This is a genomic window from Mycolicibacterium arenosum, assembly GCF_024320865.1.
GTDB lineage: Bacteria > Actinomycetota > Actinomycetes > Mycobacteriales > Mycobacteriaceae > Mycobacterium > Mycobacterium arenosum.
In genome coordinates this window covers 592,989-619,122 of sequence record NZ_JANDBD010000002.1, presented here as the reverse complement: position 1 = coordinate 619,122, position 26,134 = coordinate 592,989, and the positions used below count along the sequence as shown (strand labels likewise).

The following is a 26,134-nucleotide window of genomic DNA, read 5'->3' as shown; positions in this document are numbered from 1 at the left end:
CTGCAGGTCAGCCGGACCGGGCCTCAGGCCCCCGGCAGCCCTCGAAGGACATCAGCACTCTCGTTCCGCCCGTCCTGCGGTCCAGGGTGAAGTAGTCGGACAGCGCGCGCATGAGCATGAGGCCACGCCCTCGAGATAGCGACTGGGCGGTGGCATCGCTCTCCCGCCACTCGCCGCCGTCCGCGACCTCGATGTCGAGCCGGGAATCACACGGCGTGTAGGACACGCTCAGCGTGACGTCACCTCCACCCGTGCCCGCGTAGGCGAACTCGGCTGCGTTCGACAGGGCTTCGTCGACGGCGAGCACGACGTCACTGCGTCGCTCGTCGTCGAGGTCGAGTTGGCGGTGCAGCCACGTGGCGAACTCGCTGCGCCACGCCACCACCGTGGCGGGTGCGGCGGCGCCGACGCGATGGAAGCCCAGTTGCGCGGTCGGCGCCTGCGGTTCGGTGATGGACATGATGGTTGGGGGCTACCCACAACCCACCAAGGTCACGCCCCCAAGTCGGTCACAGCATCCGCGAGCGTCGGGTAGAGCGCGATCAGTTCCGTCAGTCCGGTGATCGTCAACGGCCGCGACGTCGCGGGCCCGTCCGCGACCACCGCCAGCTTGGTGCCCGGTCCAGCGGCCCGGTGCCCTTCCACGAGCGCCGACATCCCGGCTGATGCGAGGAAATCCAGCCGGGACATGTCGACGATCACCGCCTGGGGAGCTTCGCCGATCGCGGCCAGCAGATCTTGGGTGAAATCACCCGCGGTCAGGATGTCCAGGGCGCCGGTGACGGACAACACGATCGTCTGATCCTCTCGGCGCCTGGTCACCCCGTACGCCGCGAACCCCCCCGTCGAGGCCCCTGTGTCACTCATCAGTCGAGATTATCCGGAGCCCCGAGAACACGACGCGCCGCCGGGTCTATCCGGCTCACGTCAGGGCAGGTAGCCGATGGAGTCCATGGGCGGACCGTCGAGGTTCGCCACTTCTCGGGCCGCGACCGCGGTGGCGACTGCGGTCCCGTCGCGCATCTCGCCGACGATCGTCACCTCGTCGTTGACTCCGAACGGCGCCGTCCCCACTCCGCCACCCTCCGGGGTGACCGATGTGGTATCCGGCGTCACCACGTACGTCCGAGCGGAACCGTCCGCGCTCTGCGCGGTCAACGAGTTATCGGACAACGCCACGACGGTGCCCTCCTGCGCGACGGGTTTCGGATGCGATTCGAAACCGGCGGACGGGCCGTCCGGCGCGGACAGGAGGAACACGCCCACCGCGGCCGGCGCGGCGGCGAGCAGTGCTCCCGCGGCACCCACGGCGCGGGTGTCGATGAGTCGTCGATTCTGCTTTCGATGCCTGGAGCCCATGGGCCCGTACCTCCCAGTCGGTTAGCTGAGGCGTACCCAAGTGCGTGCTGAGGAAAACACCGGGCCGACAGATTTCAGCGAGCGACCTTGCGAATCATCGAGCGCGTGGCCTTTTCGAGTATCGCCTGGGCCTGCTGCGGATTCCGCTTCCGCTCGGCTCGCTTACAGGCCGCCTCGATGGTGATGTTCTGCTCGTAGGCCCGCACGACGCGCGGGTCGACGTAGGAGGTCCTGGCGACGGCCGGGGTGTTTCCGAGCTCCGCCGACACCTCTTTCATGACGGCGGAGACGACGCGCTTGACCACCTTCGGGTCGACGGGCGGGTCGGCGTCGACGAAGGCCTCCGCCGCCAGCACGGTGCCGTGCCAGGTGCGCAGATCCTTGACGGTGTACTCGTCGCCGACCATCTCCTTGAAGCGCGCGTTGAGGTCGGCGGCATGAACCTCCGCCCAATCGGTTCCCTTGCGGTGCACCAGGAATCGGTTGCTGTCGCATTTGCGACGCTGCATCGAGCGAACGGCCTTCACGATCTCCGGATCGTCGATCTTCACGGTGCGCTGCACCCCGCTCTTGGCGGGGAAGTCGAAAGCGACGGCGTTCTTGCGCACCGTCACGTGCTCGCACAGCAGCGTGGACAGACCGTAGTGCTCGAATTCCTCCGCGGACTGATCGCCGCCCGCACGGAAGTAACCGCGGTCGACGAGGTGCAGTGCCAGGGCCAGCACCCGTTCGCGGGCGAAGCCGCGACCGCGCAGATCCTTCGCCGTGTCCGCACGCCACTCCGGCAGCTTCTTCGACAGTTCGAGCACCCGGTCGAACTTCTCCTCGGCCCGCTCCTCCTGCCAGGCCTGGTGATAGAGGTACTGCCGCCGACCCGCGATGTCGGTACCGACGGCCTGAATGTGACCGTTGGCGTGCGGGCTGATCCACACCTTCTTCCACGCGGGCGGAATCACCAGCTCCTCGATGCGCTGGAGCGTCTTGGCGCCCACCTTCCCCCCGTCGGATCGGGTGTAAGAGAACCCCTTTCCGCGTCGCTGGCGCGTGATCCCCGGCCCGGTCACCTCGCTGCGCTTGAGCTTCACCCGCGGGCCCTCAGCTCCGGCGGCGCAGTGCGCCGGGCTTGTGCACGGCGGTGCCGCCGCTTTTGTCGCTGCGCACGAGATACTGCGGCTCATCCTTGGACGCGCGGACGGTGCGACCGGCGGCCTCGGTATCGCCGGTGATCTTCTTCTCCACGACCCCCTCGGCGGTGCCGCCGTGGCTGTCCCATTCGACCTTGTCGCCCTTGCGAAACTGCTGATCGCTCATGGGCGGTTATTACCCGCGGCGGCGCGATTTATTCTCGCAACATTCGCCGGCCGGATACTTCCGCGCGATGCACAACGAAATCCGTTGCGCGAGCGCGATCTTGCCTGTGAGCCAGTGCACATCCAGCGAACATTGACGCGCTGAACTGCAACTTTCCGCCGATCAACAGTCATTGTGCAGGTCAGGGATTCGTACTACCGTTCATGTCAGGTTGAGTGAACAGCCCCTGGAGACGTCATCGACGCCCGGCCGGAACTCCGGGCGACGGCTTTCAGACGCTAGAGCCTCACCCTGACGTGAACCCCAGTACGAGTCTCACTGATGGAGTTTCACCGATGTCCGCAGCGTTATCCACCGTTCCCGGGAAGCCCGCGCCGCTTCCGTTCCAACCCGCGACCTACACCAGCGTCCTCATCGGATCGGCCATGCTGTCGGTGACCGCCGAGGGCGAACTCGACGCCCGTAACGCCAGGGGCCTTGCCGAGTACATCGAGACGGTTCTCGACGGGAAACGCAGGCTCATCGTCGATCTGCGGGGCCTCACGTTCTTCGGCACCCAGGGATTCTCGGCGCTGCACTACGTCAACGTCACCTGCTCGCGGCGCCACGTGAACTGGGTCGTCGTGCCCGGTGTCGAGGTCGACAGACTGCTGCGCATTTGCGACCCGGAGGGCGGACTTCCGGTGGCCGACACGCTCGAGTCGGCGATCGCCGTCGTCACGCGGCCACCGCGCACGCACCTCAGGCCGATTCGGCGCTGACCGCGAACCGCGCTCCGCTGCCGGCTCTCATCGCGCCGCCGCCCTGCCCAGAGCGGCCAGGTCGCGTTCGGCGTGACTCTGGCGGACGTACATTCCGAGGTCGAGGACGCGTTGGGCGTGCTCGGCGTCGGTGACGAGTTGGGCGGGCCCGAGCGCCCTGCCGGATCGCGAGATGGCCTCGTCCACAGCGGTTTCCACCACCGCCCTGACTCGCCGGGCGATGAGTTCCGCGTCGTCCTCCGGTTGCGCGTCGACGCGTGCGGCCGCCCACCACAGCATCGCCTCCGCGGCGGCGAGCGCCGCATCGACCGCGCCGAGGTGTGCGTGTGCGTGGGTGTCGTGCGCCGCTCTGCCGTGCTCGTCGCCGACCGCCCGGTAGAGCGGAGTCGCGACAGCCCGCGCGCCGCCGAGCCAGCACGCCGCCACCCCGATGGCACCGTGCCAGAAGCCGGGCCGCTGCAGATACCGCCCCGGAGCGCCGACGGGCGTCGCCGCAGCGCCGTCGAACCGTACCGAGCGGGTGTCGCTCGCGACCATTCCGGGGTGGTGCCACTCCGACTTCATGGGCACCACCTCCGGCGCGTCGAGATTCACCGCGTACAACCCGCGCACGTCGTCGGCCGTCCGCGCCGTGACCAGCGCACGCGTGCACAGGCCCGCTCCGGAACACCACGCCTTGACGCCGTCGAGCCGCACGCCGTCGCCGTCGTCCGTGACCGTCACGACGGCGTCCGGAGCCTCCGCCGCCCACACCCCCCATAGCTGATTCCGTTCCACCACAGGCGATCCGAGCTCGGCGAGGATAGCCATCGCGTCGGTGTGCGCTTCGGCGAGTCGGCCCGCGACGACGTCGCACTCCGTGAAGGCTGCCAGCTTGGCCCAGCGCTGGCCGGTGCGACCCGCACCCGGTAGCGGCAGGTCCAATTGACCGGCCTGCAGCCAGCGCCACACTCGGTCCGCGGTCACGCCGAATCCCGCTGTGCGCGTGGCGTGAACGCTCTCAGGTGGCCGGCGAATCCCCTCGGCGCCCTGCCCACCTGGCGCGCGGAGGTGACGACGGACAGTCGATCGTTGCGGGCGATTCGACACCTGTGCGCCTCGAAGCGACGTACCAGGTCGACGTCCTCCCCCGTCTTCAGGGCCGCGAAGCCGCCCACCCCCCAGTATGCGTCCGCGGCGAACCCCATGTTCGCCCCGTGCACGTGCCCGTGTTCGCGACCGCGCCGCTTGGCCCGATAGGCCCGCACGTACCGACGGATCGCATCGGCGGGAACGTTGCGCCAGTTCGCGACTCGGACGACGCCGAGCACGACGTCCGCGTCCGCGTCGAGTTGCTTGAGCAGCCAGTCCGGGTCGACACGACTGTCGGCATCGGTGGTGGCGTACCAGACGTGAGCATCGTCGACCCCACGGTTGCCGCACAGCGTACGGGCGTACTCGAAGCCACGGTGCCTGGTGGCCCCCACGTTGCGTTCGTCGACGTCGATGAAGTGCACGTCGGCACCGTACCGACCCGTCAGTGCTCCACTTCCGTCGTCACAGGCGTCGAGCACGACGACGATGCTGACGGGAAGCCCCGCACACGCACTCGCGGTCACCAGCGCTCGAAGACACTTCGGCAGGTTCCGCGCCTCGTTGTGAGCGGGAACGACGACCACCGCACGCTCGTATGTCATGCCCCTGCGTCAGCTCGCCGGTGGCTGGACGTCGGCCTCGGGATGATCGGCAGCCCATTGCAGCTCGTCGCGGCGCACCCGTCGATGCGCTACCGCGAGCCAGACTCCGCCACTGACGACCAGCACCGCCGCGATCGCCGCGGCGACCGCCCCCGGCCCGTTCTCCCCTGACGCGAACGTCGCCATCGCGACGACGAATGCGACGACGCCGACCGCGATCATGATCAGTCCCGGCGCGTTGTACCCGTTCTTCATCGTCTCGCCCGCATGTTGGCGGGTCGTCCTGGCGTGATCGATCGGATCACTTGAGGTGTTGCCCATCGAGTGCTCCTTTCTCCGAAGATCGAGCGCGAGAAGCGCTGCTGGCGCTTACCCGTGTTCGCCCTGGCGAAACCGGGGTGGAGCGCGGGTTAGGTTCACGCAACGGGGCTATACCCACCGGGGACGCGTGTCCCACGAGGAGGTAGTGACATGACGGGTCGACATCGGCGGCAGTCCGAAGAGGACGTCCAGGACGATCCACACGTCGCGGCATCGCGAGAGGGCAACCACGGCGAGTACGTGGGCCGCACGGCCGACGACGACTCATTCGACGCAGGCGAGACCGGCGCCGAAGCGCGGGGCGGCACCTAGCCAGCGGCGAACCGTTCGACGATCTCACGACAGAACGCCGGGAGATCATCGGGCGACCGGCTGGAGATGAGGTTGCCATCGACGACGACCTCCTCATCCGCCACATCCGCACCGGCGTTGCGCAGGTCCGTCCGCAGGCTCGGGTACGAGGTCAGCGTGCGCCCCTTCGCGACGCCCGCCTCGATGAGCGTCCACGGCGCGTGGCAGATTACGGCCACGGGCTTGCCGGATTCCACGAAGTCCCGCACGAACGCAATAGCGGCACCGTCGATCCTCAGTTTGTCGGCGTTCACGGTGCCGCCGGGAATCACCAGGCCGTCGAACTCGGCGACCTCGACGTCCGCTACTCGGCGGTCGACGGTGAATTCGCCCGCCTCCTCCAGGTCGTGGTTACGCGCGTCGATGGAGCCGGACTCCAGGGATACCAACTCAGTTCGGCCGCCGGCGTCGTCGACCGCCGCGCGCGGTTCCGCGAGTTCGCGCCGCTCCACTCCGTTCGTCGCCAGGAACGCGATCCGCTTACCTGCTAGCACGTCGCTCACGCCGTCACTCCTCGTCGTATCGGTGTTCGGGGTCGCTTTCCCGCGCTCCGGTGGAGCAAACGGGTTTCGGCCCGATCACCGGCACTCGGTGATCGGGCCGAAGTTCCATCGAACCCAGTGGCTTCTCAGTGATTGCGCAGTTCGAAGATCAGGTCGCTCTTGCTCAGACTCGAGTATCCGGTCAGACCCAATTCCCTTGCACGCTCGCGGAGTTCGAGCACCGTCCACGTGTCGTACGGGCCGGACCGACCGCCACGGCGGCCGATCCTGGATCTTCCGCGTGACGCTGCCGCATTGGAGATGCTCGCAGCCTTCTCCTTGGAGTCACCCTGGTCCCGCAGTTCGTCGTACATTACGTCGTCCTTGATAGACGCATTCGGCATACCTGCACCTCCCGCGATGTCAGCCCTTGATTAGAGAGGGGTAACCCGCATGCGCCTCGGCTAATCCCGATGTGACGACTTAGTCGGGGTGGGCCTCGTGGCCGGGCCGGCCCTTGGTCCGACGCTTCTCCTTCATGTGCGCTTCGAAGACGTGCCGCTCGCCGTTCTGCAGGTCGTCGCGAACGCGTCGCTCGTGCTCACGGAACCGGGACCAGTACCCGTCGTCGAACTCCTCGACGAGTTGAAAGGTCCAGCGACCGTTGATCACGTTGCGCCCCAACATGTCGGTGCGCAGGCGGTCGGCGGCGTCGGCGTGCCCCGCTTCCTCCAACGCGTCGCACGCGTCGCCGAGCAGGAGATCGGCGTGCCCCATCAACTGGTGGAAGGAGTACAGGTGTCCCCGCGCCCGCTCAACGAATTCGAGCGCCTCGGAGACTTTGCCCACCGCTTCGACCGTGTCCTCGTCGAGTCCGGGGCCGCGCTGGGCCGGATCTGCATGTTCGCCACTCACATCGGGCGCATACCCGGTCCGACCTGCGGACAATCACGATCAACGAACGGTTAGCCGTTGGGCACCGTGGACACGTCGGAAGCCGAAGTCTGCGAGATGAATTCGTCGAGGAGCTCGGCGACGAGGTCGGGCGCCTCCACGTGGGCGAAATGACCCACATCGGGCAGCACCTCGAGTCGGCAGTCGGGACGCACCTCCAACGCGGCGTACGCGTGGTCGACCGGGATGATCGTGTCGTCCTCGCCCCAGATCGCGAGCGTCGGCATCTCCGCACGCATCTGCAGACGGTTGAGCGCGCTGACCGCCTGCCCGCGGTAGTCCACCACCGACCGCAGCGTGCGCAGGAATGCGGACCGCGTCGCAGGGTCGGCGAACGACGAGTAGGCGCTCCACATCTCGGCGCCGCGCGGTGAGCGAAGTCCGCGCGCGCTCAGAAACGACCGGACGGCGTTGCCCGCCTTCAGCACCGGCTGAGGCGCGATGATCGGCATGACCAGTTCGGCTCCCGGTGCGGACAGCAGTCGCAACACCAGGCCGACGTCCTGCCCCAGTCCGCCACTGCTGATCAACACCAGCCGTCGGCAGTAATCGGGGTGTTGGTAGAGGAACTGCATCGCGATACCGCCGCCCAGCGACTGACCGACGACGGTCGCGGACTCGATACCGAGTTCGTCGAGCAGGTCGCGCAGTCCGACGGCGAACGCGCCCAGCGAGTAGTCGGACCGCGGTTTCGACGACTCCCCGTGGCCGAGCAGATCGGGTGCCACGACGCGGTACTTCTTGGCCAGCTTCGGCATGATCGCGCGCCACGTGTGGGAACTACCCGCCATTCCGTGGATGAGCAGCAGCGCCTCTGGCGCGTCGGGGTCGCCGGCCTCGCGGAACGCGATCCGCTCGCCGTGTATGTCGATGAACTTCAGGTCCGTCACGTCATCCCCTCGATGTGCCCACCGGTCTCCGAGCCTACCCGTCGGTAACCTTCTCGCCACACATTCCCTGTAGTCGCCACATACCCCCAGCAAGCACGAGTAAATTCACCGCCATGGAATTCATCTCGCCGACCGACTCACTGTTCCTCGTCGGCGAATCCCGCGAACATCCGATGCACGTGGCGGGTCTGTCGCTGTTCGTGCCTCCCGAGGACTCGGGCCCGGACTTCGCTCGCCACGTCTATGAGCAGATGGTCAAACAGGACGACTTCCAGCCCACGTTCCGCAAGCATCCGGCCCGCCTGTTCGGCGGCATCACGAACCTGGCCTGGACGGTTGACGACGACGTCGATCTCGATTACCACCTGCGCCGCTCGGCGCTGCCGCGACCGGGCCGCGTCCGGGATCTGCTGGAGCTCACGTCGCGCCTGCACGGGACACTGCTCGATCGGCACCGCCCGCTGTGGGAGACCCATCTGATCGAGGGCCTCGGCGACGGGCGCTTCGCCGTCTACGCCAAGTTCCAGCACTCACTCATCGACGGCGTCTCGGCGCAACGACTGCTGATGCGCACCATGACGCCGGATCCGGACGATCGTGAGATCCGGGTGCCGTGGAATCTCGCGCCCAGGAAGCGGAAGCGGACCGACGTGGCCACGCGGTCGCCGGTGCAGAGCGCTCTGAGTACCGCGGGATCGATTGCGGGACTGGCCCCGACGACGCTGTCGCTGGCCAAGTCCGCGCTCATCGAGCAGCAGCTGACACTGCCGTTCCGCGCGCCGAAGACGATGTTCAACGTCAACATCGGCGGGGCGCGCAGAGTCGCGGCGCAGTCGTGGCCGATCTCCCGGATCCGGAACGTCAAGACCGCGGCGGGCGCGGGCACGACCGTCAACGACGTCGTGCTCGCCATGTGCGCGGGCGCATTGCGGGCCTACCTCAGCGAGGCGGACGCCCTGCCCGACACCCCGCTGATCGCGATGGTTCCGGTGAGCCTGCGCACCGAGGACGACCAGGACGCCGGCGGCAACATGGTGGGCACCATCCTGTGCAACCTCGCGACTCACCTCGACGACCCGGCCAAGCGGCTCGCGGCCATCAGCACGTCCATGCACGACAACAAGAACGTCTTCGCCGATCTCGGGAAGACGCAGGCGCTTGCACTGTCGGCGTTCCTGTCCTCGGGTATCGCGTTCGGGTTGATCCCCGGGTTCGTGTCGACGGCGCCGCCGCCGTTCAACATCGTGATCTCCAACGTGCCGGGTGCGCGCGAGCCGATGTACTGGGGTGGCGCTCGACTGGACGGCAACTACCCGTTCTCGATTCCGCTCGACGGGCAGGCGCTGAACATCACGCTCACCAACAACGCGGACAACCTCGATTTCGGGCTCGCCGGGGGGCGGCGGGAGGTGCCGCACATGCAGCGCCTGCTCCTGCACCTCGAGGACGCACTGACCGAACTCGAGGCCGCCGTCGGGCACTGAATGACTTCTTCGTACGCCTCGGTGGTCGAGGCGCGTCGGCTGAGTGCGCGCATCGTCCGGATCACCCTGCGAGTCGAGGACCCGGCCGCCCTCGATGTCGCACCGGACGGCGACTCCGCGGTGGGCGTCTACTTCGGGGCGGACCATGGCGAGGGCAGAACCTACTCGGTACGGGCCCACGACGGCGACCGCATCGATCTGGACGTCGTGCTGCACACCCGCGGCCCTGGAACGACGTGGGCGGCCACCACGCGCCCCGGCGACCGCGTCGGGCTCGATCACGCCCGGTCGTGGTACCGCCCCGCCCCGACCGCGGACTGGCAGCTGCTGGTGGCCGACCTGGCCGGGCTGCCCGCGGCCGCGCGCATCATCTCCGAACTCCCCGACGACGTCGCCGTGACCGCCATTCTGGAAGTACCGGATCACGACGACCTCGACTATCTGCCAACCCGGCCGAACGTCACCGTCATCCCCGGAATCGGCACTGGAAACGGTTACGCACCAAGCAGATTGGCGCAGCTGGTTCGCGACTTCGACGCGCCCGCCGGCGAGGGTTACTGCTGGTTCGCCGGCGAGGCCGCAGAGGGGCGCGCCGTTCGCAAGCACCTCCGCGGGCTCGGGTGGACCGTCGACCAGCTCGACGTCACCGGGTACTGGCGCTTCGACTCGGAGACCTGGGATGCCAAGTACGCCCTCGTCTCAGACGAGGTCGCGGCGGTCTGGATCGACGCCCGCGCGGCCGGCAAGAGTGAACGACTGGCCGGCGAGGAATTCGACCTGGCGCTCGAACGGGCTGGCCTGTAGGCGCGTCAGCCCCGGGGTTCCTCCGGGCCGATCTCCTTGGGCGCACTGGTCTCAACGGGCTCCTTGGCGGCATTCCCCGGCTCTGGTGACGACCAGGCGCCGTTGGGCGGAGGGGCGACGGGCGCCACGGTGCTGATCGGCTTCAGCGCGGGATCCGCCGCCGGGGTGCTCAGCACGAATACCAGGCCCGCCAGCGCGATCGCGATCAGAACGGCCACGGCCGCAGCCACTTTCGGCCACGCCGACGTCGAACGGTGCGGCGCGGGCGTCGCGACGGGAGCCGGCGGGTAGGGCCGCGCCGGCGGCCGCAGTGTCGGTCTGGGACAGACGGCGGGCACCGGCGGCGCCTGCCCGTGCAACGCGGCCCGCATGTCGTCGGCGCTCGCGAACCGCGCCCGCTGATCACGCGCCATGGCGCGTTCGATCGTGGCGATCAGCGCGGGGTCGGCGTCGGGCGCGAAGAAGCGCAGCGGCGGCGCGTCGCGCAGCAGGATCGCGTGGGTGATGGCCGCGAGGTCCTCCGTCGGACCGAACGGGTGATGGCCGGCGAGCGCTTCGTACCCGATGACACCGAGAGCGAACAGGTCGTCGTCGACCGACGCCTGCACGCCGGTGAGCCGCTGCGGACTGAGGTAGGCGAAGGTGCCGAAGACCTCGCCGACGACCGTTTGCGTGGCGACGCTGGTCTTGGCCAGTCCGAAGTCGGCGAGCTTGTAGCCGTTGCCCGCTGCCAGCAGGTTGCCCGGCTTGATGTCGCGGTGCAGGATGCCGCGGGCGTGTGTCGCCGACAGCGCGGCGAGGATCCCGTCCAGAATGGCGCGAACCCGATCCTGGGGTATAGGCCCGCGCTCGATCTCCTCGGCGAGGGTGCCGCCGGACAGTCGCTCCATGACGATGAACGGCGTGCCGTTCTGATCGCCGCTGGCGTACACGTTGACGATGTTGGGGTGGCCGATGGCGGCGGCCGCCGCGGCCTCGGCGTAGAACCGGCGCACGATGTCCGCGCGATCGGCGAACTGCGGATGCAGCATCTTGATCGCCACCGGGGATCCGGTGGCGTGATCCCAGCCATCCCAGACGTCGGCCATTCCGCCGCGCCCGAGCAGGCCACCCACCTCGTACCGGCTGTCGAGCAGCATGGTGCCCTGCATGGTCTCTATAGTGCCCCGTCACCTCGCCGGCTAACCCTCACGACGCGGATGACAGCGATCGCAGCAGGTCACGGGCGCGGATGAGCGACGTCCTCCGGTCGGGCCCCACCGGGGTGAGCTGTGCCCAGACGTCGGTGGCGCCCGCGTCGATCAGGCGGTTGAGCTGCTGGGTCACCTCGCGTTCGGTGCCCACGATCGCAGCCTCCGCGGGATCGGAGACCCCGCCCCTGTCCAGAATGCGGCGGTAGTTCGGCATGCCGGCGTACGCGCCGGAGGTCGCGGCTATCGCCTCGCGGGCCTGCGCGGCGTCGTCGTGCACGACGATCGGCAGGCCGGCGACGATTCGGGGCGCGGGCCTGCCAGCGGCCTCGGCCGCGGCGGTCAGCGTCGGGGCGACGTGCCTGTCGATCGCCTCCGCGGTCGCCATCCACAGCACGGTGCCCGCCGCGAGCTCGCCCGCCACCCGGAGCAGCCGCGGTGACAGCGCGGACAGCAGCACGGGCACCGGGTGATCCAGGGTGGCCATGCGCCCGTCGCTGTGCGTGGTCCAGTCCTCGCCGTCGACGTCGACGCGCTGACCGTCGAGCAGCGCGGTGACGATGCGCAGGTACTCCTCGGTGTTGCGGCCGGGGTGGTCGTAGTCGAGGCCGAGCACACCTTCGACGAGCGGCCGGTGCGACGGCCCGAGGCCGAGGGTCAGGCCGGGGCGGTTCATCGCGTTGGCCGCGGCGGCCACCCGGTTGGCCTGCAACAGGGGGTGACACGGATACGTCTGCAATACCGCGGTGCCGAGCTCGATACGGGAGGTGGCGCGGCCCGCCAACGCCATCGCGGTGAGCGGATCCCCGGCCACGTTGCTCGCGTACCAGAGCGCGCTGAAGCCGTCGGCCTCGGCGCGTTGCGCCTGGGCGACGATCTTGTCGACCGTGCCCGCACCGCCCGTCAGTCCGAATCGCACCGGGCGCTCAGAAGAGCTCGTCGTAACGCTGCATGAATTCGCCGATCTCGTCGTCCATCTCGAGTTCCAGTGAGCTGAACATCCTGGCGAGCGTGTCGTAGGCGCCGACGGTGAAGATCACGTCGAGCACATCCCTTCCCCGACACTGCGTTTAGGCGATCGCCCAAATGATGCCAGAGGACGGGGATCACGCGGCGGTGCCGCTCGCCTCCGCGTGGATCAGATCGGAGTGGGTCAGCTCGGAGTGGACGTGCTGACACGCGCCGCAGCGAACCTGGTACTCGACGGTGCCGTTGCCCAGGTCGAGGAAGCGGTACTCCGCGTGGACCATGCACCTCGGGCAACGCGCCACTCCGAACTCCACAGTCTTGCTGTCGGCTTTCATGGCGGTGCCTCACGTCAGGGGAACTTGCCTGGTAGGTGCCCGCATTCGGACTCGGCGAAACACCGCGCGCACCGGCATTCGCGGCACGCCGGTAAATGGTTTGTGAACGACGGGCCATCGACGGTTTACTCTGTCCCGCGCGTGGGAACATCTGCGCTTCCAACGACGTTGCGAAGGCACTGGGACCACGAAACCGAGAGGATGGGCTGCCACATGGCGACCGACTACGACGCACCCCGACGCAACGAGAGCGACGATGTGGCCGAAGAGTCGCTCGAAGCCATCGCAGGCCGCCCGCGCAACGACGCCGCCACCGCGGTGCTGGACGTGGACGACGGCGACGTCGTCGATTCCTTCGACCTGCCCGGTGCCGATCTCTCCGGTGAAGAGCTGACCGTCCGCGTCGTGCCCAAGCAGTCCGACGAGTTCACCTGCTCGAGCTGCTTCCTGGTGCATCACCGCAACCGGCTGGCGATCCAGCGCGACGGGCAGCTGTTCTGCTCGGACTGCGTCTGAGTCAGTCCGTCCCGACGAGGAACCGGTTCACCAACGCCGACACCTCGTCCGCCGCCTCGTCGAGTGCGAAGTGGCCGGCGTCGATGACGTGCACCTCCGCCTTCGCAACGTCACGCTGATAGGCGTACGCCTCACCGGTCTCGAATGACGGGTCGTGCCGGCCCCACACCACGAGCAGCTTCGGCTGATGTTCACGCAACCACTGCTGCCACGCCGGGTAGCTCGCCACATTGGTTCGATAGTCGTAGAACAGGTCGGTCTGAATGTCGTGCTGGCCGGGCCGCCCGAGGAACGCCAGTTCATCAGTCCACAGGTCCGGGTCGTAGCGCTCGGGTCGCGGACTGTTCCCCACGTGGCGCAGACGAGTCGCGTTGGGCGAGAAGAAGTTCTCCCTCAGGGCCGCCTCGTGCGCCGCGCGGTCGTTCCAGAACGCGCGACGCGTCTCCCACAGCGGTCCGAGTCCGTCGTCGTGACACACCGCGTTCTGCACCACGAGCGCCGTGAGACGTTCCGGCCTGCGGACGGCCAGGCGCATCCCGACCGGTCCGCCGTAGTCCTGCACCACGAGTGCGTACCTCGCGAGCCCGACCGCATCGGTGAACGCCTCGACCACGTCGGTGAGGTGATCGAACGTGTAGTCGAAGTCGGCGGCCGCCGGGGCCGAACTGTGGCCGAATCCAGGGTAATCGGGCGCCACCAGCCGATACCGGTCGCCTAGCCGGTCGAGCAGCGGCTGCCACATTCGCGACGATGACGGGAAACCGTGCAGCAGCAGGACGGCGGGCGCATCCGCCGGGCCGGCCTCGCGGTAGAACACGTCGAGGCCGCCGACGGCGACGGATCGGTAACTCGTTGACATGACGGTGATCCTCCCCCACCCCGCGGGTCCGTCCTACACTTCGGCCGTGACAGAGGCGCCGCACCGCTCGAGGATTCGACGTCGCTACCGCCGGGACCGACTGGACTGCAACAGCTTCCGGACATTCTGGTGCGGATCAGCAAGGCCCGGCGGTGTCGATCGCGGCGATCCGCGGCCGTGCCACCGGGGTCGGCTGGGTTACCACGTCGGGCAGTTGGGCGACGCGGAGTAGCTAGGCCACCGAATCGGGCTGCCGCAGTTCCGACAGGTCGGGCAGCGGGCGCTGACACACCTCGGTGGCCTCCTCGGGCGTCATCCCGAACAACAGCAGGACATCTCGGGTAACCGCGTCGGCGGCCGCTTCGTCATCGCGATCCGGTTGGGCGCGAAGCAGATTGCCGAGCCCGAGCAGTGCGCCACCCGCCACGGCGAGCGACAGCTGCGGATCCTCGACGCGGAACCGGCCCGCCGCCACGGCCGCGGTGATGTCGCGCATCGCCCGCGGCGCCAGGCCGCGATCGGACTGCAGTAGCGACATTCCGTTGGCGAGCAGGATCGAGCTCTCCTGCGGGAGTCGGCGGAAGAGGCGGCCGGTGAGCCGGAAGCAGGTGGCGAACGTCTCGGCGGGATCGTCGATGGCCGAGGTGTACTCGTCGAGGATCGCGCCGTGGGCGTCGAGCACGTCGAAGACCGCCGCCTCGAACAGCTCGTCCTTGCTCTGAAAGTGGTTGTAGAACGAGCCCATACCGACATCGGCGGCCTGCGTGATCTCGAGCACTGGGACGTTGAGCTTGCCCTCGGCGATGAACGCCTGCGCAGCGCGGATCAGCGCGGCGCGCGTGCGCTGTTTGCGCCGCTCCAACCGGCTGACGGGCTCAGCCGTGCTCTCCGCCATGCGGGCCACTTTAACAGCCGGAGTCAATACTGAGGAATTCGTCAACACCACTTGACTGATCCTGTCGTCGTATGTGACGATTTCGTCAGCCAAGGAGGTGGACGCATGGCCCGCACACACGCCGACGTGCACGAGAAGCTGCACAGCGAGCGGGGCGCTCGCAAGCACGAGCACACCGGCCGGTCGCGCAATCCGGTCATCAAGGTCGCCGATATCGCGTGGCTGGAGTTCGAGAAGCCCGATCTGATCCGTGCCGAGGCGTTCGCCCGCGCATTCGGCTTCCAGGCGGCGATGCGGGCACCGGACGAGCTGCACCTGCGCGGCACCGACGCCGGCGCGCCGTGCGTCATCCTGCGGGGCGGGGAGCGCAGCCGATTCACCGGAGTCGCGTTCCGCGCCGACGACGAGGTCGACGTGCTGCGGCTCGCCGATCACACCGGCGCACCGGTCCTGGCGCTTCCCGAGGCCATCGGCGGGCTCGGCGTGTCACTCGCCGATCCGAGCGGCGTGTCCGTGCGGGTCGTAGCGGGAACGCACCCGCTGCCCGAGCTGCCCGCCCAGCAGCCGCACGTCATCAACGTCGGCCACGCGAGCACCCGCATCAACGCCACTCAGCGGCCGCGCCGGGTGCCCGCCCGCGTGCAGCGCCTCGGGCACGTTGTGCTGCAGTCGAACCGGTACCTCGAGACACTGAACTGGTACCTCGACCACCTCGGCCTGATCGTCAGCGACTTCCTCTACTTCCCCGGCCAGCGCGACCGCGGACCGGCCATGAGCTTCATCCGCTGCGACCGCGGCGCGACACCCACCGACCACCACACCCTGGCCCTGGCACTCGGTCCGGCTAACCGGTACGTGCACTCCGCGTATCAGGTTGCGGACTTGGATGCGCTGGCCGCGGGTGGCGAATACCTGAGTGAGCGTGGCTATCTCCGGTCCTGGGGCATCGGGCGGCACATCCAGGGCAGCCAGTTGTTCGACTACTGGCGCGATCCCGACGGGTTCATGGTCGAGCACTTCACCGACGGTGACCTCTTCGACAACACGCTGGAGCCGGGCTGGGCGCCGTTCACCGCATCCGGCCTCGCACAGTGGGGCCCTCCCGTCACCGCGGATTTCCTGGGCACTCATCCCAGATCCGCAGGCCACGAAGTGCGATCGATGCTGACCGCACTGCGTGGCGACAACGAGTTCGACGTCCACCGCCTCCTCGGCCTGTTGAAAGCAGCGAAATCATGACCACCACCATCCTCCGCACCGCCGACGCCTGGTGGGTCCAAACGGCCAAGGGCGCCAACCGGATTCACACCGAGGCGGGCACGACGCGCGAACTGCTCGCCGATCGCGCGGCGATCGACGCCGCTACGGGCAGCGGCGACTCCGTACCCGTCGACGGCCTCGACCTGATCTCCCCCGTCACCCGGCCCTGCCGTGTCGTCGCGCAGATGACGAACTTCGAGTCGCACGTCAAGGACGCCGGCATGGACCCGACGACGGTGCCGCTGACCTTCTTCCGCAAGTCGTCGGCCTCCATCAGCGGACCCTTCGACGACGTCGTGAAGCCCGGCCACGTCCGCTTCCTCGACTACGAGGTCGAGATCGGCCTGGTGATCGGCAGCGACATCCCCGTTGGCACCACGCTCACCGACGCCAACCTCGCCGACTACATCGCCGGCCTGGTCGTCACCAACGACGTGTCGGCGCGTGACATCCAACTGCCGCAGACGCAGTTCTACGAGGCCAAGTCCTACCCGACCTTCACCCCCGTCGGCCCGGCACTGGTGCTGACCGACGGCGACGAACTGAAGCGCTTCGGCGATCTGCGGCTGCGCCTTTCGGTCAGCGGTGACGAGCGCCAGAACGCCGTCGTCGAGGGCGACATGCTGTACCGGCCGCTGGAGGCGCTGCAGTCGCTGGCCCGGTTCCAGGATCTGGCCGCAGGCGATCTGGTTCTGACCGGCACGCCGGTCGGCACGGCCCTCAGCGCCCCGCCGAAGCCCGTGGAGATCATCGGTCACCTGCTGCCGCCCGCGGTGAAGTGGAAGGCGTTCTTCAAGAGCCAGTCCAGGAACCCCAAGTACCTTAAGCACGACGACGTCATCGAGGCGTCCGTCGCGACGGACGACGGCGTCATCGACCTCGGCACGCAGCGCATGCGCGTGCGCTACGCGTAGCCATGGGGGACAACGCCGTTGACGCGAGCGATCGCCACTACCCCGTCGTCATCGTCGGTGCGGGACCCACCGGCGTCACCGCCGCGACGCTGCTGGCCCAGTACGGCATCGAGAGCCTCGTGCTCGACCGGTGGCCCGACGTGTACGCGCAACCACGCGCGGTGCACCTGGACGACGAGGTGTACCGCATCATCGCCCGCCTCGGTATCGCCGACGAGTTCGCCGCGATCTCCCGGCCCGCGCTGGGGCTGCGGCTGCTCGACAGCACCCACGACGTCCTCGCGGAGTTCGCGCGCGACCCCGGCGCGCGCGCCCACGGTTTCCCGCAGGCGAACATGTTCGATCAGCCGGAGCTCGAGGCGCTGCTGCGCGCCAACCTCAAGCGCTACCCGCAAGCCGACCTGAAGGGCGACGTCGAGGTTATCGACATCGCCACCCACGGACAGGGCCCTGTCCGCATCACGGCGGTCGGCAGAGTCGACGGCGAACAGCACACGGTGACCGCCGACTACCTGCTGGGCTGCGACGGGGCGAACAGCCTGGTGCGCAGCAGGATCGGGGCGACGATGCACGACCTGAGGTTCGAGCAGCGCTGGCTGGTGGTCGACGTCGAGACATCGGCCGATCTGCGTCAGTGGGAGGGTGTGCACCAGCTGTGCGACCCCCGTCGTGCGGGCACGTACATGCGGATCGGCGACACGCGCTACCGCTGGGAGTTCCGCCTGCACCACGACGAGTCCGCCGCCGACTTCGACACGATCGCCGCACTGGAGCCGCTCATCAGGCCCTGGACCGCCGGCGCCGCGACCGCCGAACTGCGCCTGGTCCGCGTCACGGAGTACACGTTCCGGGCACAGCTCGCCGACCGCTGGCGCGACGGGCGGGTGTTCCTACTCGGCGACTCCGCCCACCTGACCCCGCCGTTCGTCGGTCAGGGCATGGGTGCGGGGCTGCGCGACGCGATGAACCTGACCTGGAAGCTGGCCGGCGTGCTATCCGGAACGCTGCCGCCCGCGCTCCTCGAGACCTACGAGGAGGAGCGGAAACCGCACGCGCGCAGCATGATCGGCCTGGCCCTCAACGTCGGCCGCGCGATGACCGCCGGCGGCGAGCTCGGTCGGCTGGCGCGACGGTTCATCGTGCCGCGCATGCACCTGCTCCCCGGCCTGCGGGCCAGGGTGCTCGATTCGGCGACGCCGGCGCTGCGCGGATCGGGCCTCGCCCGCACATCGTGGCGACGCCGTGCCCTGATCGGTCGACTGTGCCCCAACTCGCTGCTGGACAACGACTCTCGGCTCGACGACGAAATCGGTGCCGGCTTCGCCGTGCTCAGCACCGCCGCGCTCACGATGGCGCAGCGCGAGCTCGTCGAGGGGCGCGGCGCCGTGGTCCACATCGCGCGCGGCGAGCTCGCGGCGTGGCTGCGCGGTCACCACGCCACCGCCGCCGTGATCCGGCCCGATCGCACCGTGATGCGCGCCGGACACGACGTCGCCGCGGTGTGCGCGGCCCTGCCGGAGTTCCATGTCCCCACCACCGTCAGGAGAGCCCGATGATCACGACGATCAAGGGGACGCCGAGCTACCGGCCCGACATCTACACGCGCGACGCGATCCTCCACCCGTACCCGCACTACCGTCGGCTGCGCGAGCTGGGTCCGGTCGTGTGGCTGCCGCGCCACCGGGTGTACGCACTGCCGCGCTACGCCGAATGCAAGGCCACCCTGCGCGACGACGCGACGTTCGGATCGACCGAGTCGGTCGCGATGAACCCGGTGAGCAACCGGCTCTCCCGCGGCACCACCCTCGCCAGCGACGGCACCGAGCACGATCAGCGCCGCAAGCTCGTCGCCCACCGGTTGATGCCTCGGGCGCTGCGGTCGATCGCCGAAAGTGTCGACGCCGCCGCCGCGGCCGTCGTCGACTCCGCCATCAAGCGGGGCACCGTGGACGGCGTCGACGATCTGGCGACCGTGCTGCCGCTGGCGATCGTGCCCGATCTGGTCGGTTGGCCACGCGACGGGCGTGAGCACCTGATCGCCTGGGGTGGAGCGACGTTCGACATCCTCGGGCCGCTGAACCGGCAGGCGGTGAAAGCCATTCCGCGGACGTTGCAGATGTTGCGGTTCGCCCGCCGCGTGGTGCGCCGACGCACGGTGCTCGAGGGCAGCATGGCCCACGAACTGCTGGCGGTCGCCGATGAGGGGAGGCTGACGCACGACGACTTGCCCGCGCTGATGGTCGATTACATCGCTCCGTCGCTGGACACCACGATCAGCGCCATCTCCAACGCGTTGTACCTGCTCGCCACCCACCCCGAGCAGTGGGAGCTGCTGAAGAGCGATCGCACTCTCCTCACCTCCGCCGTCAACGAGGTCGTGCGCGTTGAATCGCCGTTGCGCGCTTTCGCCCGTGGAGTCCGGGCCGATACCGAACTAGGCGGTGTCGCACTGCCTTCGGGCTCGCGCGTCCTGGTGATATACGCGTCGGCGAACCGCGATGAACTCGAATGGGACGACCCGGAGACGTTCGACATCCGCCGGGACTCCGGCCGCCACGTCGGCTTCGGCAACGGCGCGCACGCCTGCGCGGGGCAGGGCCTGGCACGGCTGGAGACCACCGCGATGCTCAATGCACTGCTCGACCGCGTCGACCGCATCGAGGTGGCGGGCGAACCGACGTGGGCGGTCAACAACATCATCCGTCGTCACCACCACCTGCCGGTGAGACTGGTCGGCGCGTGAGGCGCGCTCAGATCGGCGCGTTGAGGAACCACTGGTCGTAGAGCTCCTGCGGCGTGCCGTCTCCCCGTGCCGTGACGACGCACGTGTCCCGGTCGGGATCGTCGAAGATCACCTCGACGAACGACCTCACCATCCCGCGGTACCAGCGCACCTTGCCCGACCCGCTGGCGCGCGTCCAGTCGGCTTCCCGAACCTCGGATGACGACGACGGGTAGAGGGTGTCGAACCCCTCCTTGCGGTCGAGCGTGTTGCAGGTCACCCACATCATCTGATTCGCCATGCAGTTGATCTCCCCCTCCACGTCGCCGGACGTGAACGCGCACATGCTGGTTCCCCGATAGCCCTCGCCACCCGGCGTCGCGGGAATGAGGCCGGGGAACTTCGCGGCAATCGACGCCGCCTGCCCCGACCAGGGTGCGTTCGGATCCGATGGGCCCGAAGTGGTCGTGGTCGTTTTTGAGGTGGTCCTGCCCCCGGTGGTCACCGGGGCGTTCGACGACGCCGCCGGGTCGCTCCCGCCGCCCCGAAGACCGACCGCCAGCACCACCGCGACGGAGACCGCCACCGCGACGCCCGCCGCCGCGAGGATCCACGTCCTGCGATGTCCGTGTTCGGGAGCCGTGGCAGGCAGCGGTCCGGGAGCGAACGACTGCTCGTGCGGCCGCGTCGGCGGCGCAACCACGGTGGGTTCGGCCAGGGCGGCGCGAGCCTCCGCGGCGAACCCACTCGCGGTACTCGGTCGCGCCGCGGGATCCTTGGCCAACCCGTGGGCGATCACCGCGTCGAGCGCGCGCGGGACGCCCCGCACCACCGCGGACGGCCGCGGCGGGGGCGTGTGCAGGTGCCCGGCCATCTGCCGCTCCGCACTCTGGCCGGGAAAGGGTCGCTGACCGGTCAGGCACTGATGCAATACACACGCGAGCGAGTACACGTCCGCGCGGTGGTCGTAGCGGTCGGAGGCGAATCGCTCCGGCGCCATGTACGCCCACGTGCCCACGGCGACACCGGTACTGGTCAAGCCGGTGTCGTCCACCGCACGGGCGATGCCGAAGTCGATCAGGTACGCGAAGCCCGCGTCCGTGACGATGACGTTGGACGGCTTGACGTCGCGGTGGACCAGACCCGCGGTGTGCGCGGCCTGCAGCGCCGCGCCGATCTGTTCGACGATGGCGACCGCGGTGGCGGGCGGCAGCGCCCCGTCGTCGAGGATCGCCCCGAGATCGCGCCCCTCGATGAGGCGCATGTCGACGTACAGCCGGCCGTCGATCTCGCCGAAACCGTGGATGGGTACGACGTGTGGATCGTTCAGCGACGCGGCGACGCGGGCTTCGCGACGGAAGCGCTCCTTGAACTGCTCGTCATCGGCGAGATTGGCCGGCAGCAGCTTCAGCGCGACGGTGCGATCGGTCTCGATGTCGTGAGCTCGCCAGACCTCACCCATCCCGCCGCGGCCGAGCAGGGCCTCCAGCCGATACCGCCCGAACGACACACCCTGCACCCCGCCACCCTAAGCAGAGCGTGGCGGGGTGGGGTGCGTCAGTTCGCGATGTGGCGCAGCTGCGAGGCCAGCATCCACCGCTGCTTCTCGAGCGACTCCAGGACGCTGTGCAGGATGTCGGCGCTCGTCGGATCGGCGGCGTCGACGTCGTCGTGCACACGGCGAATGACGGCGACGACGGAGCCGAGGCGCTCGGCGATGACTGCGACCGCCTTCTCCACGCTCACTTCACCCTCGGGGAACGAGGTCAACGTCGTGGTGTTGGCGACGGTCCGGGTGCGGCCGTCCGGCACGGCGTTGAGCGCGCGCATCCGCTCGGCGACGGTGTCGGCGTGCTCGCGGACCGCGTCGACGATCTCGTCCAGTTCGAGGTGGACGGAGCGGAAGTGCGGTCCGACGAGGTTCCAGTGCGCCTGCTTCCCCTGGCCCTGCAGTTCGAGCAGTTCGACGAGGACGGCCTGCAGGTCGGCTGCGAGGACGGGTGAGGCGACGAATTCCGTGGTGGCGATTCCGGTGGTCATATCGGTAACAGTACACCCTGTCTTGAACTAGTCAAGATAATGACTCAGTACTTAAAACGGTTAGGTCATGCTAACCTGAGTTCATGAGCACCTCGGTCGAGCGGTACAAGCAGGAGTTGCGCGACGCCGATCTCCGGGCGACGTCGGGCCGGCTCGCCGTCCTCAGCGCACTCGAGGAGTCGCCGCACTCGACGGCCGAGAGGGTCTACGAGCTGATCTCACCGACGCTGCCCGCGACGTCGTCGCAGGCCGTCTACCTGGTCCTGCACGACCTGACGCGCGCCGGACTGATCCGTCGGTTCGAGCCCGCGGGGTCCGCCGCGCGCTACGAACGGCGCATCGGCGACAACCACCACCACCTCGTCTGCGAGTCGTGTGGCGCCGTGCAGGACGTCGACTGCGCCGTCGGCGCCGTACCGTGCCTGACGCCGAGCGACGACGCCGGCTTCCGCGTCCGTGAGGCCGAGGTCACCTACTGGGGCGTGTGCGCGGACTGCCAGGCGCGCTAGGCCGCGCGGGCGGTGAGCACGCGAGGGCCGTGCTCGGTGATCGCGATGGTGTGCTCGGAGTGCGCCGTGTTGGATCCGTCCGCCGAGCGCAACGTCCAGCCGTCGGGATCATGGGCCAGCTTGTTCGTCCCGCGGGCCCACCAGGGCTCCAGCGCCAGGGTCATGCCCGGCCGCAGCGGAAGTCCGCGCCCGCGCTTTCCGAGATTCGGAACGTGCGGATCCTCGTGCATGGTCCTGCCGATGCCGTGGCCGCCGAAGTCGGTGTTGACGGCGTAGCCGGCCCCCTTCGCCACCTCACCGATCGCCGCCGAGATGTCACCGAGGTGGCCGCCGGGCACGGCCGCCGCTATCGCCGCGTCCAGGGCCCGGCGGGTGGACTCGACGAGTGCGGTGTCGGCGGGGTCGGCGGCACCGACGATGACGGTGTGCGCGGAGTCGGCCGACCAGCCGTCGATCGTCACCGCGAAGTCCATGGTGAGCACGTCTCCGTCCTTCAGCGTGTAGTCCCATGGAAGTCCGTGCAGCACAGCGTCGTTGACTGAGAGGCAGATGACGTTGCGGAACGGGCCGCGGCCGAACGACGGCGAGTAGTCCCAGTAGCACGATGTCGCGCCGCGATCGGCGACCAGCTTCCTGGCGCGGTGCTCGAGGTCCATCAGGTTCACGCCCGGCGCGGCTTCGCCGGCCAGAGTGGCCAGCACGTGGCCGACGAACTCGCCGGTGACGGCCATCTTGTCGATCTCGCCGGGCGTCTTGAGTTCGATCATGCGGGTGGCGCTCCATCTGGTCGGTATTTTTATACCGTGCCGACGATACCAGCACCGGTATTCAAATACCGGCTATGCTGACGGCCATGGTCCGCATCCCGCTGAGCCCCGACCAGATCCGCGCCGGCCAACGCCTCGGCACGCTGATCAGAACGGCACGGGCCGGCCGCGCACCCGAGGCCATCGCCCGCGAGGCGGGAATCTCCCCGGAGACGTTGCGCAAGATCGAGGTCGGCAGAATGCCCAGCCCGAGCTTCGGGACGGTCGTGAGCCTGTGCGACGCACTGGGTCTACCGCTTCAGCAGGCCGTCGACGTGTGGCGTGGCGCGGGGGCCGAACAGATCGCGATCTAACCCCGAGCCATGTGCAGCGCGGCGCGATGGCTGAACACCATCGACGCGCCGATCGGATTGCCACCGCCGGGATACGCCTCCCCGGACACCGCGGCCATCGTGTTACCGGCCGCGTAGAGACCGGCGATCGGGTCGCCGGCGGTGTTCAGCACGTTGCCGTGCACGTCGGTGCGCAACCCGCCCTTGGTCCCGAGGTCCGACACCCCGAACGCCGCTGCGCGGTACGGCGGGGTGTCGATGGGCACCAGAGGCGAGGCCCCGATGAACGCGCGGTCGAAGGGTTCGCGGCCGCGTCCGAAGTCCTCGTCGTCGTCGCGGTCGGCGAGTTCGTTGAAACGCCTTACCGTCTCGGCGAGGGTGTCGGCGGGGACGCCGATCTGCTCGGCGAGGTCGGCCAGCGTGCCCGCCTCGCGCCACAGCCCCTCGGATCGGTACTCGTCGGTCGGCGAGAACGACACGTTGGTCGCCATCACCGGCGGCTGCTCACCGGTTCGGCTGTCGTACACCATCCAGAACGGCGTCCCGACGGTGCCTGCGGCCATGGCGCGCAGGATCTCCCGGCCCGACCGGTCGTAGGCGGTGGACTCGTTGACGAAGCGGCGACCCGCCTTGTCGACGAAGATGCCACCCGCGAAGCACAGCGCGAACGCGGCCCGGCCGTCCGGGTGGATGAGGCCCGGCGACCACCACGCCTGATCCATCAGGTCGGTGGCGGCGCCCGCCGCGATCGCGGCCCGATGTGCGGCGCCTGTGCACCCTGGCGCACCCATCGTGTCCGAAGCGCTTCCCGGAACACCGAATTCGTCTCGCATCGCCTGGTTCTGCTCGAAGCCGCCCGCCGCGAGCAGCACGCCGCGCCGGACGCGGATCACGCGGCTCTCGCCCTCGTGCTCGACGACGGCGCCGATCACCCGGCCGTCGTCCACGATCAGGTCGACCAGGTGGGTGTGGAGATGTGCTGTGACGGCGTCGTTCCCGGCCATTGCGGCGAGGAATCGGCCGATCAGCGCGCGCCCGCCGGTGAGGAGGTCGGGCTGCGACGCCCCCAGGCGTTCGTGGTCGAGTGGGCCGCGGACCCGGCCGGCGAATCGACCCAGCCTCTCGTCGGGAACGGCCTTGGACACGATGTGCCGCATCCCGTCGGCGCGCGCGCCCGGCACCGTGCCGTAGTAGTCCGGCCACGGCAGGATCTTGAACGCGAATCGCTCGTCCTGCTCGAGGTATTCGATCAGCGCGGCGCCCCCGCGGACGTAGGCCTCCTGCAGTTCGACCGGAGTGCGGTCGCCGACGACGTTGTGGAAGTACTCGAACGCCTCGTCGAGGGTGTCGTCGACGCCGGCCCTGACCAGCACGGGGTTGCAGGGGAACCACATGCCGCCGCCGCCGGAGTAGGCCGTCGTGCCGCCGAAGAGTGCACTCGCCTCCACCAGCGCGACTGAAAGCCCCTCGCGCGCAGCGGTGTACGCACCGGTGACCCCACCGCCGCCCGAGCCGACGACCAGGACGTCGACGACTTCGTCGAGCGCCTTCACAGGTGCCTCGAACGGTTGACGAAGCGATCCTCCCGCGGCGAGAACAGCCATCCACCACCGGCTTTCGTGCCGCCGTCGACCGGGATGTTGTGCCCCGTCACGAAGGACGACAGGTCGGAGGCGAGAAACAGTGCCACCCTGGCCTGGTCCTCGGGCCAGCCGACTCGGCCCACCGGCGCCCAGGAGGCCCACAGAGCAGCGTCGTCCTCGTAGCCGGTCAGGTAGTCGACCTGCGGGGTCTGCGCCAGGTCGGTGCCGATCCCGTTGACCCGGATGCCGTGCCTGCCCAGGTCGACCGCCAGGCACGTGGTGAAGTGCGCCGCGGCCGCCTTCATCGCGCCGTAGACCGGATCCTTCGGGTAGCCGCGCATGCCCTCGACGGAGTGCACGGTGACGATACTGCCCGAGCGCGCGTCGGTCATCGTCGGCACGAATGCCCTTGTCACGGCGAACACGTGGCGCAGGTTGACGTTGTAGATGGCCTGCCAGGAGTCCGGTGTGGACTGCGCGAACGGCACCAGCGGGCGGTAGTCGCCGACGTTGTTGACCAGGACGTCGACGCGGCCGTGGGCGGCGAGCACCGCCTCAGCGAGACGGGCGACGTCGGCATCGGAGGTGACGTCGACGACGTGGCTGCGGATGCTCCCGCCCGCTGCGGTCACCTCGGCGCGGATGCGCTCGGCTCGCGTCGCGTCGATCTCGGCGACTTCGACGTGGGCGCCGTGCTGCGCGAACAGCCTCACGATCCCGGCTCCGACGCCGTCGCCTCCGCCGGTGACGACGGCGACCCGGCCGTCGAGCAGTCGGTTCCAGTCGTCGATGGGAGGGACGTCCTCGGCGGTCCCGGACCGTGCGTGACCCGTCATAGCGCCGGACCCTA

34 protein-coding genes are annotated in these 26,134 nt (G+C 68.9%); 11 read left to right on the top strand and 23 right to left on the bottom strand.

Annotated features, from left to right (window positions below; translation table 11 throughout):
• Positions 1-7 precede the first annotated feature (7 nt).
• The 5 genes from NM203_RS06780 to NM203_RS06760 all read right to left on the bottom strand — a co-directional run bounded on the left by NM203_RS06780 (position 8) and on the right by NM203_RS06760 (position 2,670).
• Entirely contained in the window at positions 8-460 is a 453-nt protein-coding gene (locus NM203_RS06780) for an ATP-binding protein (RefSeq protein ID WP_255058984.1), read from the bottom strand.
• 32 nt (positions 461-492) lie between these two features.
• Complete coding sequence (locus tag NM203_RS06775; RefSeq protein ID WP_255058983.1) at positions 493-867, bottom strand: STAS domain-containing protein; 375 nt, start codon at positions 865-867, stop codon at positions 493-495.
• 60 nt (positions 868-927) lie between these two features.
• Complete coding sequence (locus tag NM203_RS06770; RefSeq protein WP_255058982.1) at positions 928-1,359, bottom strand: hypothetical protein; 432 nt, start codon at positions 1,357-1,359, stop codon at positions 928-930.
• 74 nt (positions 1,360-1,433) lie between these two features.
• Positions 1,434-2,444 carry a DNA topoisomerase IB gene (locus NM203_RS06765; protein ID WP_255058981.1) on the bottom strand — a complete coding sequence of 337 codons (1,011 nt, stop codon included), beginning with the start codon at positions 2,442-2,444 and terminating at the stop codon, positions 1,434-1,436.
• A gap of 10 nt (positions 2,445-2,454) precedes the next feature.
• The gene (locus NM203_RS06760; RefSeq protein ID WP_255058980.1) at positions 2,455-2,670 is read right to left on the bottom strand and encodes a hypervirulence associated TUDOR domain-containing protein; all 216 of its coding nucleotides are present in this window, start codon (positions 2,668-2,670) and stop codon (positions 2,455-2,457) included.
• A gap of 335 nt (positions 2,671-3,005) precedes the next feature.
• On the opposite strand from NM203_RS06760, the gene NM203_RS06755 reads away from it, so the two are divergent.
• Positions 3,006-3,431, top strand: coding sequence for an STAS domain-containing protein (locus tag NM203_RS06755; protein WP_255058979.1), 426 nt, complete (start codon positions 3,006-3,008; stop codon positions 3,429-3,431).
• Positions 3,432-3,458: 27 nt separating this feature from the next.
• Here the strand turns inward: NM203_RS06755 and NM203_RS06750 are convergent, their stop codons facing one another.
• From NM203_RS06750 to usfY, 3 genes are read right to left on the bottom strand one after another with little or no spacing between them, the layout of a single operon-like run.
• Positions 3,459-4,397: an acyl-CoA dehydrogenase family protein gene (locus NM203_RS06750; protein ID WP_255058978.1), complete on the bottom strand. Its 939-nt coding sequence runs from the start codon at positions 4,395-4,397 to the stop codon at positions 3,459-3,461.
• The gene (locus tag NM203_RS06745; protein WP_255058977.1) at positions 4,394-5,107 is read right to left on the bottom strand and encodes a glycosyltransferase family 2 protein; all 714 of its coding nucleotides are present in this window, start codon (positions 5,105-5,107) and stop codon (positions 4,394-4,396) included. The genes NM203_RS06750 and NM203_RS06745 overlap by 4 nt, the downstream gene beginning before the upstream one ends.
• 9 nt (positions 5,108-5,116) lie before the next feature.
• Complete coding sequence (gene usfY, locus NM203_RS06740) at positions 5,117-5,428, bottom strand: protein UsfY (RefSeq protein ID WP_255058976.1); 312 nt, start codon at positions 5,426-5,428, stop codon at positions 5,117-5,119.
• A 150-nt stretch (positions 5,429-5,578) separates the two neighbouring features.
• Between usfY and NM203_RS06735 the strand changes: the two genes are divergently transcribed.
• Positions 5,579-5,740, top strand: a complete 162-nt coding sequence (locus NM203_RS06735; RefSeq protein ID WP_255058975.1) for a hypothetical protein — start codon at positions 5,579-5,581, stop codon at positions 5,738-5,740.
• Here NM203_RS06735 and NM203_RS06730 read toward each other — a convergent pair.
• The 4 genes from NM203_RS06730 to NM203_RS06715 form a co-directional block, all read right to left on the bottom strand.
• A complete protein-coding gene (locus NM203_RS06730; RefSeq protein ID WP_255058973.1) occupies positions 5,737-6,282 on the bottom strand; it encodes a type 1 glutamine amidotransferase domain-containing protein in 546 nt (181 codons plus the stop codon). The genes NM203_RS06735 and NM203_RS06730 overlap by 4 nt on opposite strands.
• Before the next feature lie 125 nt (positions 6,283-6,407).
• On the bottom strand, positions 6,408-6,665 hold the full coding sequence (locus NM203_RS06725; RefSeq protein WP_255058972.1) for a DUF7218 family protein: 258 nt from the start codon (positions 6,663-6,665) through the stop codon (positions 6,408-6,410).
• A gap of 79 nt (positions 6,666-6,744) precedes the next feature.
• Positions 6,745-7,176 carry a hypothetical protein gene (locus NM203_RS06720; RefSeq protein ID WP_255058971.1) on the bottom strand — a complete coding sequence of 144 codons (432 nt, stop codon included), beginning with the start codon at positions 7,174-7,176 and terminating at the stop codon, positions 6,745-6,747.
• A 50-nt stretch (positions 7,177-7,226) separates the two neighbouring features.
• Positions 7,227-8,105, bottom strand: coding sequence for an alpha/beta fold hydrolase (locus tag NM203_RS06715; protein WP_255058970.1), 879 nt, complete (start codon positions 8,103-8,105; stop codon positions 7,227-7,229).
• Positions 8,106-8,218: 113 nt separating this feature from the next.
• Between NM203_RS06715 and NM203_RS06710 the strand changes: the two genes are divergently transcribed.
• Complete coding sequence (locus NM203_RS06710) at positions 8,219-9,589, top strand: WS/DGAT/MGAT family O-acyltransferase (protein WP_255058969.1); 1,371 nt, start codon at positions 8,219-8,221, stop codon at positions 9,587-9,589.
• The gene (locus NM203_RS06705) at positions 9,590-10,393 is read left to right on the top strand and encodes a siderophore-interacting protein (RefSeq protein ID WP_255058968.1); all 804 of its coding nucleotides are present in this window, start codon (positions 9,590-9,592) and stop codon (positions 10,391-10,393) included. It abuts the gene before it with no gap.
• A gap of 5 nt (positions 10,394-10,398) precedes the next feature.
• Here the strand turns inward: NM203_RS06705 and NM203_RS06700 are convergent, their stop codons facing one another.
• Genes NM203_RS06700 through NM203_RS06685 form a run of 4 tightly spaced genes read right to left on the bottom strand, consistent with a single transcriptional unit; the run spans position 10,399 to position 12,887 of the window.
• Positions 10,399-11,544, bottom strand: coding sequence for a serine/threonine-protein kinase (locus tag NM203_RS06700; protein WP_255058966.1), 1,146 nt, complete (start codon positions 11,542-11,544; stop codon positions 10,399-10,401).
• A gap of 37 nt (positions 11,545-11,581) precedes the next feature.
• Positions 11,582-12,502: a TIGR03564 family F420-dependent LLM class oxidoreductase gene (locus NM203_RS06695; protein ID WP_255058964.1), complete on the bottom strand. Its 921-nt coding sequence runs from the start codon at positions 12,500-12,502 to the stop codon at positions 11,582-11,584.
• A gap of 7 nt (positions 12,503-12,509) precedes the next feature.
• Entirely contained in the window at positions 12,510-12,632 is a 123-nt protein-coding gene (locus NM203_RS06690) for a hypothetical protein (RefSeq protein ID WP_255058962.1), read from the bottom strand.
• A gap of 57 nt (positions 12,633-12,689) precedes the next feature.
• Positions 12,690-12,887: a hypothetical protein gene (locus NM203_RS06685; protein ID WP_255058955.1), complete on the bottom strand. Its 198-nt coding sequence runs from the start codon at positions 12,885-12,887 to the stop codon at positions 12,690-12,692.
• A gap of 213 nt (positions 12,888-13,100) precedes the next feature.
• On the opposite strand from NM203_RS06685, the gene NM203_RS06680 reads away from it, so the two are divergent.
• Positions 13,101-13,403 carry a DUF4193 domain-containing protein gene (locus tag NM203_RS06680; RefSeq protein WP_255058953.1) on the top strand — a complete coding sequence of 101 codons (303 nt, stop codon included), beginning with the start codon at positions 13,101-13,103 and terminating at the stop codon, positions 13,401-13,403.
• Position 13,404: 1 nt separating this feature from the next.
• Here the strand turns inward: NM203_RS06680 and NM203_RS06675 are convergent, their stop codons facing one another.
• Both NM203_RS06675 and NM203_RS06670 read right to left on the bottom strand, forming a co-directional pair.
• On the bottom strand, positions 13,405-14,262 hold the full coding sequence (locus NM203_RS06675; protein ID WP_255058951.1) for an alpha/beta fold hydrolase: 858 nt from the start codon (positions 14,260-14,262) through the stop codon (positions 13,405-13,407).
• Between the two features lie 232 nt (positions 14,263-14,494).
• Complete coding sequence (locus NM203_RS06670) at positions 14,495-15,157, bottom strand: TetR/AcrR family transcriptional regulator (RefSeq protein ID WP_255058950.1); 663 nt, start codon at positions 15,155-15,157, stop codon at positions 14,495-14,497.
• A 105-nt stretch (positions 15,158-15,262) separates the two neighbouring features.
• Between NM203_RS06670 and NM203_RS06665 the strand changes: the two genes are divergently transcribed.
• Genes NM203_RS06665 through NM203_RS06650 form a run of 4 tightly spaced genes read left to right on the top strand, consistent with a single transcriptional unit; the run spans position 15,263 to position 20,074 of the window.
• Entirely contained in the window at positions 15,263-16,396 is a 1,134-nt protein-coding gene (locus tag NM203_RS06665) for a VOC family protein (RefSeq protein ID WP_255058948.1), read from the top strand.
• Entirely contained in the window at positions 16,393-17,331 is a 939-nt protein-coding gene (locus NM203_RS06660; RefSeq protein ID WP_255058947.1) for a fumarylacetoacetate hydrolase family protein, read from the top strand. Before NM203_RS06665 ends, NM203_RS06660 begins: the two co-directional genes overlap by 4 nt.
• Before the next feature lie 2 nt (positions 17,332-17,333).
• Complete coding sequence (mhpA, locus tag NM203_RS06655) at positions 17,334-18,887, top strand: bifunctional 3-(3-hydroxy-phenyl)propionate/3-hydroxycinnamic acid hydroxylase MhpA (protein ID WP_255058946.1); 1,554 nt, start codon at positions 17,334-17,336, stop codon at positions 18,885-18,887.
• A complete protein-coding gene (locus tag NM203_RS06650; protein WP_255058945.1) occupies positions 18,884-20,074 on the top strand; it encodes a cytochrome P450 in 1,191 nt (396 codons plus the stop codon). Before mhpA ends, NM203_RS06650 begins: the two co-directional genes overlap by 4 nt.
• A 7-nt stretch (positions 20,075-20,081) precedes the next feature.
• On the opposite strand, the gene NM203_RS06645 is transcribed toward NM203_RS06650, so the two are convergent.
• Positions 20,082-21,572, bottom strand: a complete 1,491-nt coding sequence (locus NM203_RS06645; protein WP_255058943.1) for a serine/threonine-protein kinase — start codon at positions 21,570-21,572, stop codon at positions 20,082-20,084.
• Between the two features lie 38 nt (positions 21,573-21,610).
• Positions 21,611-22,093: a Dps family protein gene (locus NM203_RS06640; protein ID WP_255058941.1), complete on the bottom strand. Its 483-nt coding sequence runs from the start codon at positions 22,091-22,093 to the stop codon at positions 21,611-21,613.
• Between the two features lie 83 nt (positions 22,094-22,176).
• On the opposite strand from NM203_RS06640, the gene NM203_RS06635 reads away from it, so the two are divergent.
• Positions 22,177-22,602 (top strand): Fur family transcriptional regulator, encoded by a 426-nt coding sequence (locus NM203_RS06635; RefSeq protein WP_255058939.1) that lies wholly within the window; start codon positions 22,177-22,179, stop codon positions 22,600-22,602.
• On the opposite strand, the gene map is transcribed toward NM203_RS06635, so the two are convergent.
• A complete protein-coding gene (gene map, locus NM203_RS06630) occupies positions 22,599-23,369 on the bottom strand; it encodes a type I methionyl aminopeptidase (protein ID WP_255058937.1) in 771 nt (256 codons plus the stop codon). The genes NM203_RS06635 and map overlap by 4 nt on opposite strands.
• Positions 23,370-23,455: 86 nt before the next feature.
• Here map and NM203_RS06625 point away from each other — a divergent pair, with 86 nt between their 5' ends.
• Positions 23,456-23,722, top strand: coding sequence for a helix-turn-helix domain-containing protein (locus tag NM203_RS06625; protein WP_255058935.1), 267 nt, complete (start codon positions 23,456-23,458; stop codon positions 23,720-23,722).
• Here NM203_RS06625 and NM203_RS06620 read toward each other — a convergent pair.
• Together NM203_RS06620 and NM203_RS06615 are read right to left on the bottom strand one after the other, a co-directional pair.
• Complete coding sequence (locus NM203_RS06620; protein WP_255058933.1) at positions 23,719-25,254, bottom strand: FAD-binding protein; 1,536 nt, start codon at positions 25,252-25,254, stop codon at positions 23,719-23,721. The two genes, NM203_RS06625 and NM203_RS06620, sit on opposite strands and share 4 nt — an antisense overlap.
• Positions 25,251-26,120, bottom strand: coding sequence for an SDR family NAD(P)-dependent oxidoreductase (locus NM203_RS06615; RefSeq protein ID WP_255058931.1), 870 nt, complete (start codon positions 26,118-26,120; stop codon positions 25,251-25,253). The genes NM203_RS06620 and NM203_RS06615 overlap by 4 nt, the downstream gene beginning before the upstream one ends.
• Positions 26,121-26,134: the final 14 nt, after the last annotated feature.

What these genes read in the sequence shown, in the direction of transcription:
- NM203_RS06710 (WP_255058969.1), top strand. Translation starts at nt 8,219, where the DNA reads ATGGAATTCATCTCGCCGACCGACTCACTGTTCCTCGTCGGCGAATCC.
- NM203_RS06635 (WP_255058939.1), top strand. Translation starts at nt 22,177, where the DNA reads ATGAGCACCTCGGTCGAGCGGTACAAGCAGGAGTTGCGCGACGCCGAT.
- NM203_RS06725 (WP_255058972.1), bottom strand. Translation starts at nt 6,665, where the DNA reads ATGCCGAATGCGTCTATCAAGGACGACGTAATGTACGACGAACTGCGG.
- NM203_RS06705 (WP_255058968.1), top strand. Translation starts at nt 9,590, where the DNA reads ATGACTTCTTCGTACGCCTCGGTGGTCGAGGCGCGTCGGCTGAGTGCG.
- NM203_RS06660 (WP_255058947.1), top strand. Translation starts at nt 16,393, where the DNA reads ATGACCACCACCATCCTCCGCACCGCCGACGCCTGGTGGGTCCAAACG.
- NM203_RS06735 (WP_255058975.1), top strand. Translation starts at nt 5,579, where the DNA reads ATGACGGGTCGACATCGGCGGCAGTCCGAAGAGGACGTCCAGGACGAT.
- NM203_RS06775 (WP_255058983.1), bottom strand. Translation starts at nt 867, where the DNA reads ATGAGTGACACAGGGGCCTCGACGGGGGGGTTCGCGGCGTACGGGGTG.
- NM203_RS06665 (WP_255058948.1), top strand. Translation starts at nt 15,263, where the DNA reads ATGGCCCGCACACACGCCGACGTGCACGAGAAGCTGCACAGCGAGCGG.
- NM203_RS06745 (WP_255058977.1), bottom strand. Translation starts at nt 5,107, where the DNA reads ATGACATACGAGCGTGCGGTGGTCGTCGTTCCCGCTCACAACGAGGCG.
- NM203_RS06680 (WP_255058953.1), top strand. Translation starts at nt 13,101, where the DNA reads ATGGCGACCGACTACGACGCACCCCGACGCAACGAGAGCGACGATGTG.
- NM203_RS06615 (WP_255058931.1), bottom strand. Translation starts at nt 26,120, where the DNA reads ATGACGGGTCACGCACGGTCCGGGACCGCCGAGGACGTCCCTCCCATC.
- usfY (WP_255058976.1), bottom strand. Translation starts at nt 5,428, where the DNA reads ATGGGCAACACCTCAAGTGATCCGATCGATCACGCCAGGACGACCCGC.
- NM203_RS06760 (WP_255058980.1), bottom strand. Translation starts at nt 2,670, where the DNA reads ATGAGCGATCAGCAGTTTCGCAAGGGCGACAAGGTCGAATGGGACAGC.
- NM203_RS06700 (WP_255058966.1), bottom strand. Translation starts at nt 11,544, where the DNA reads ATGCAGGGCACCATGCTGCTCGACAGCCGGTACGAGGTGGGTGGCCTG.
- NM203_RS06670 (WP_255058950.1), bottom strand. Translation starts at nt 15,157, where the DNA reads ATGGCGGAGAGCACGGCTGAGCCCGTCAGCCGGTTGGAGCGGCGCAAA.
- map (WP_255058937.1), bottom strand. Translation starts at nt 23,369, where the DNA reads ATGATCGAACTCAAGACGCCCGGCGAGATCGACAAGATGGCCGTCACC.
- NM203_RS06650 (WP_255058945.1), top strand. Translation starts at nt 18,884, where the DNA reads ATGATCACGACGATCAAGGGGACGCCGAGCTACCGGCCCGACATCTAC.
- NM203_RS06755 (WP_255058979.1), top strand. Translation starts at nt 3,006, where the DNA reads ATGTCCGCAGCGTTATCCACCGTTCCCGGGAAGCCCGCGCCGCTTCCG.
- NM203_RS06675 (WP_255058951.1), bottom strand. Translation starts at nt 14,262, where the DNA reads ATGTCAACGAGTTACCGATCCGTCGCCGTCGGCGGCCTCGACGTGTTC.
- NM203_RS06770 (WP_255058982.1), bottom strand. Translation starts at nt 1,359, where the DNA reads ATGGGCTCCAGGCATCGAAAGCAGAATCGACGACTCATCGACACCCGC.
- NM203_RS06625 (WP_255058935.1), top strand. Translation starts at nt 23,456, where the DNA reads ATGGTCCGCATCCCGCTGAGCCCCGACCAGATCCGCGCCGGCCAACGC.
- NM203_RS06685 (WP_255058955.1), bottom strand. Translation starts at nt 12,887, where the DNA reads ATGAAAGCCGACAGCAAGACTGTGGAGTTCGGAGTGGCGCGTTGCCCG.
- NM203_RS06780 (WP_255058984.1), bottom strand. Translation starts at nt 460, where the DNA reads ATGTCCATCACCGAACCGCAGGCGCCGACCGCGCAACTGGGCTTCCAT.
- NM203_RS06640 (WP_255058941.1), bottom strand. Translation starts at nt 22,093, where the DNA reads ATGACCACCGGAATCGCCACCACGGAATTCGTCGCCTCACCCGTCCTC.
- mhpA (WP_255058946.1), top strand. Translation starts at nt 17,334, where the DNA reads ATGGGGGACAACGCCGTTGACGCGAGCGATCGCCACTACCCCGTCGTC.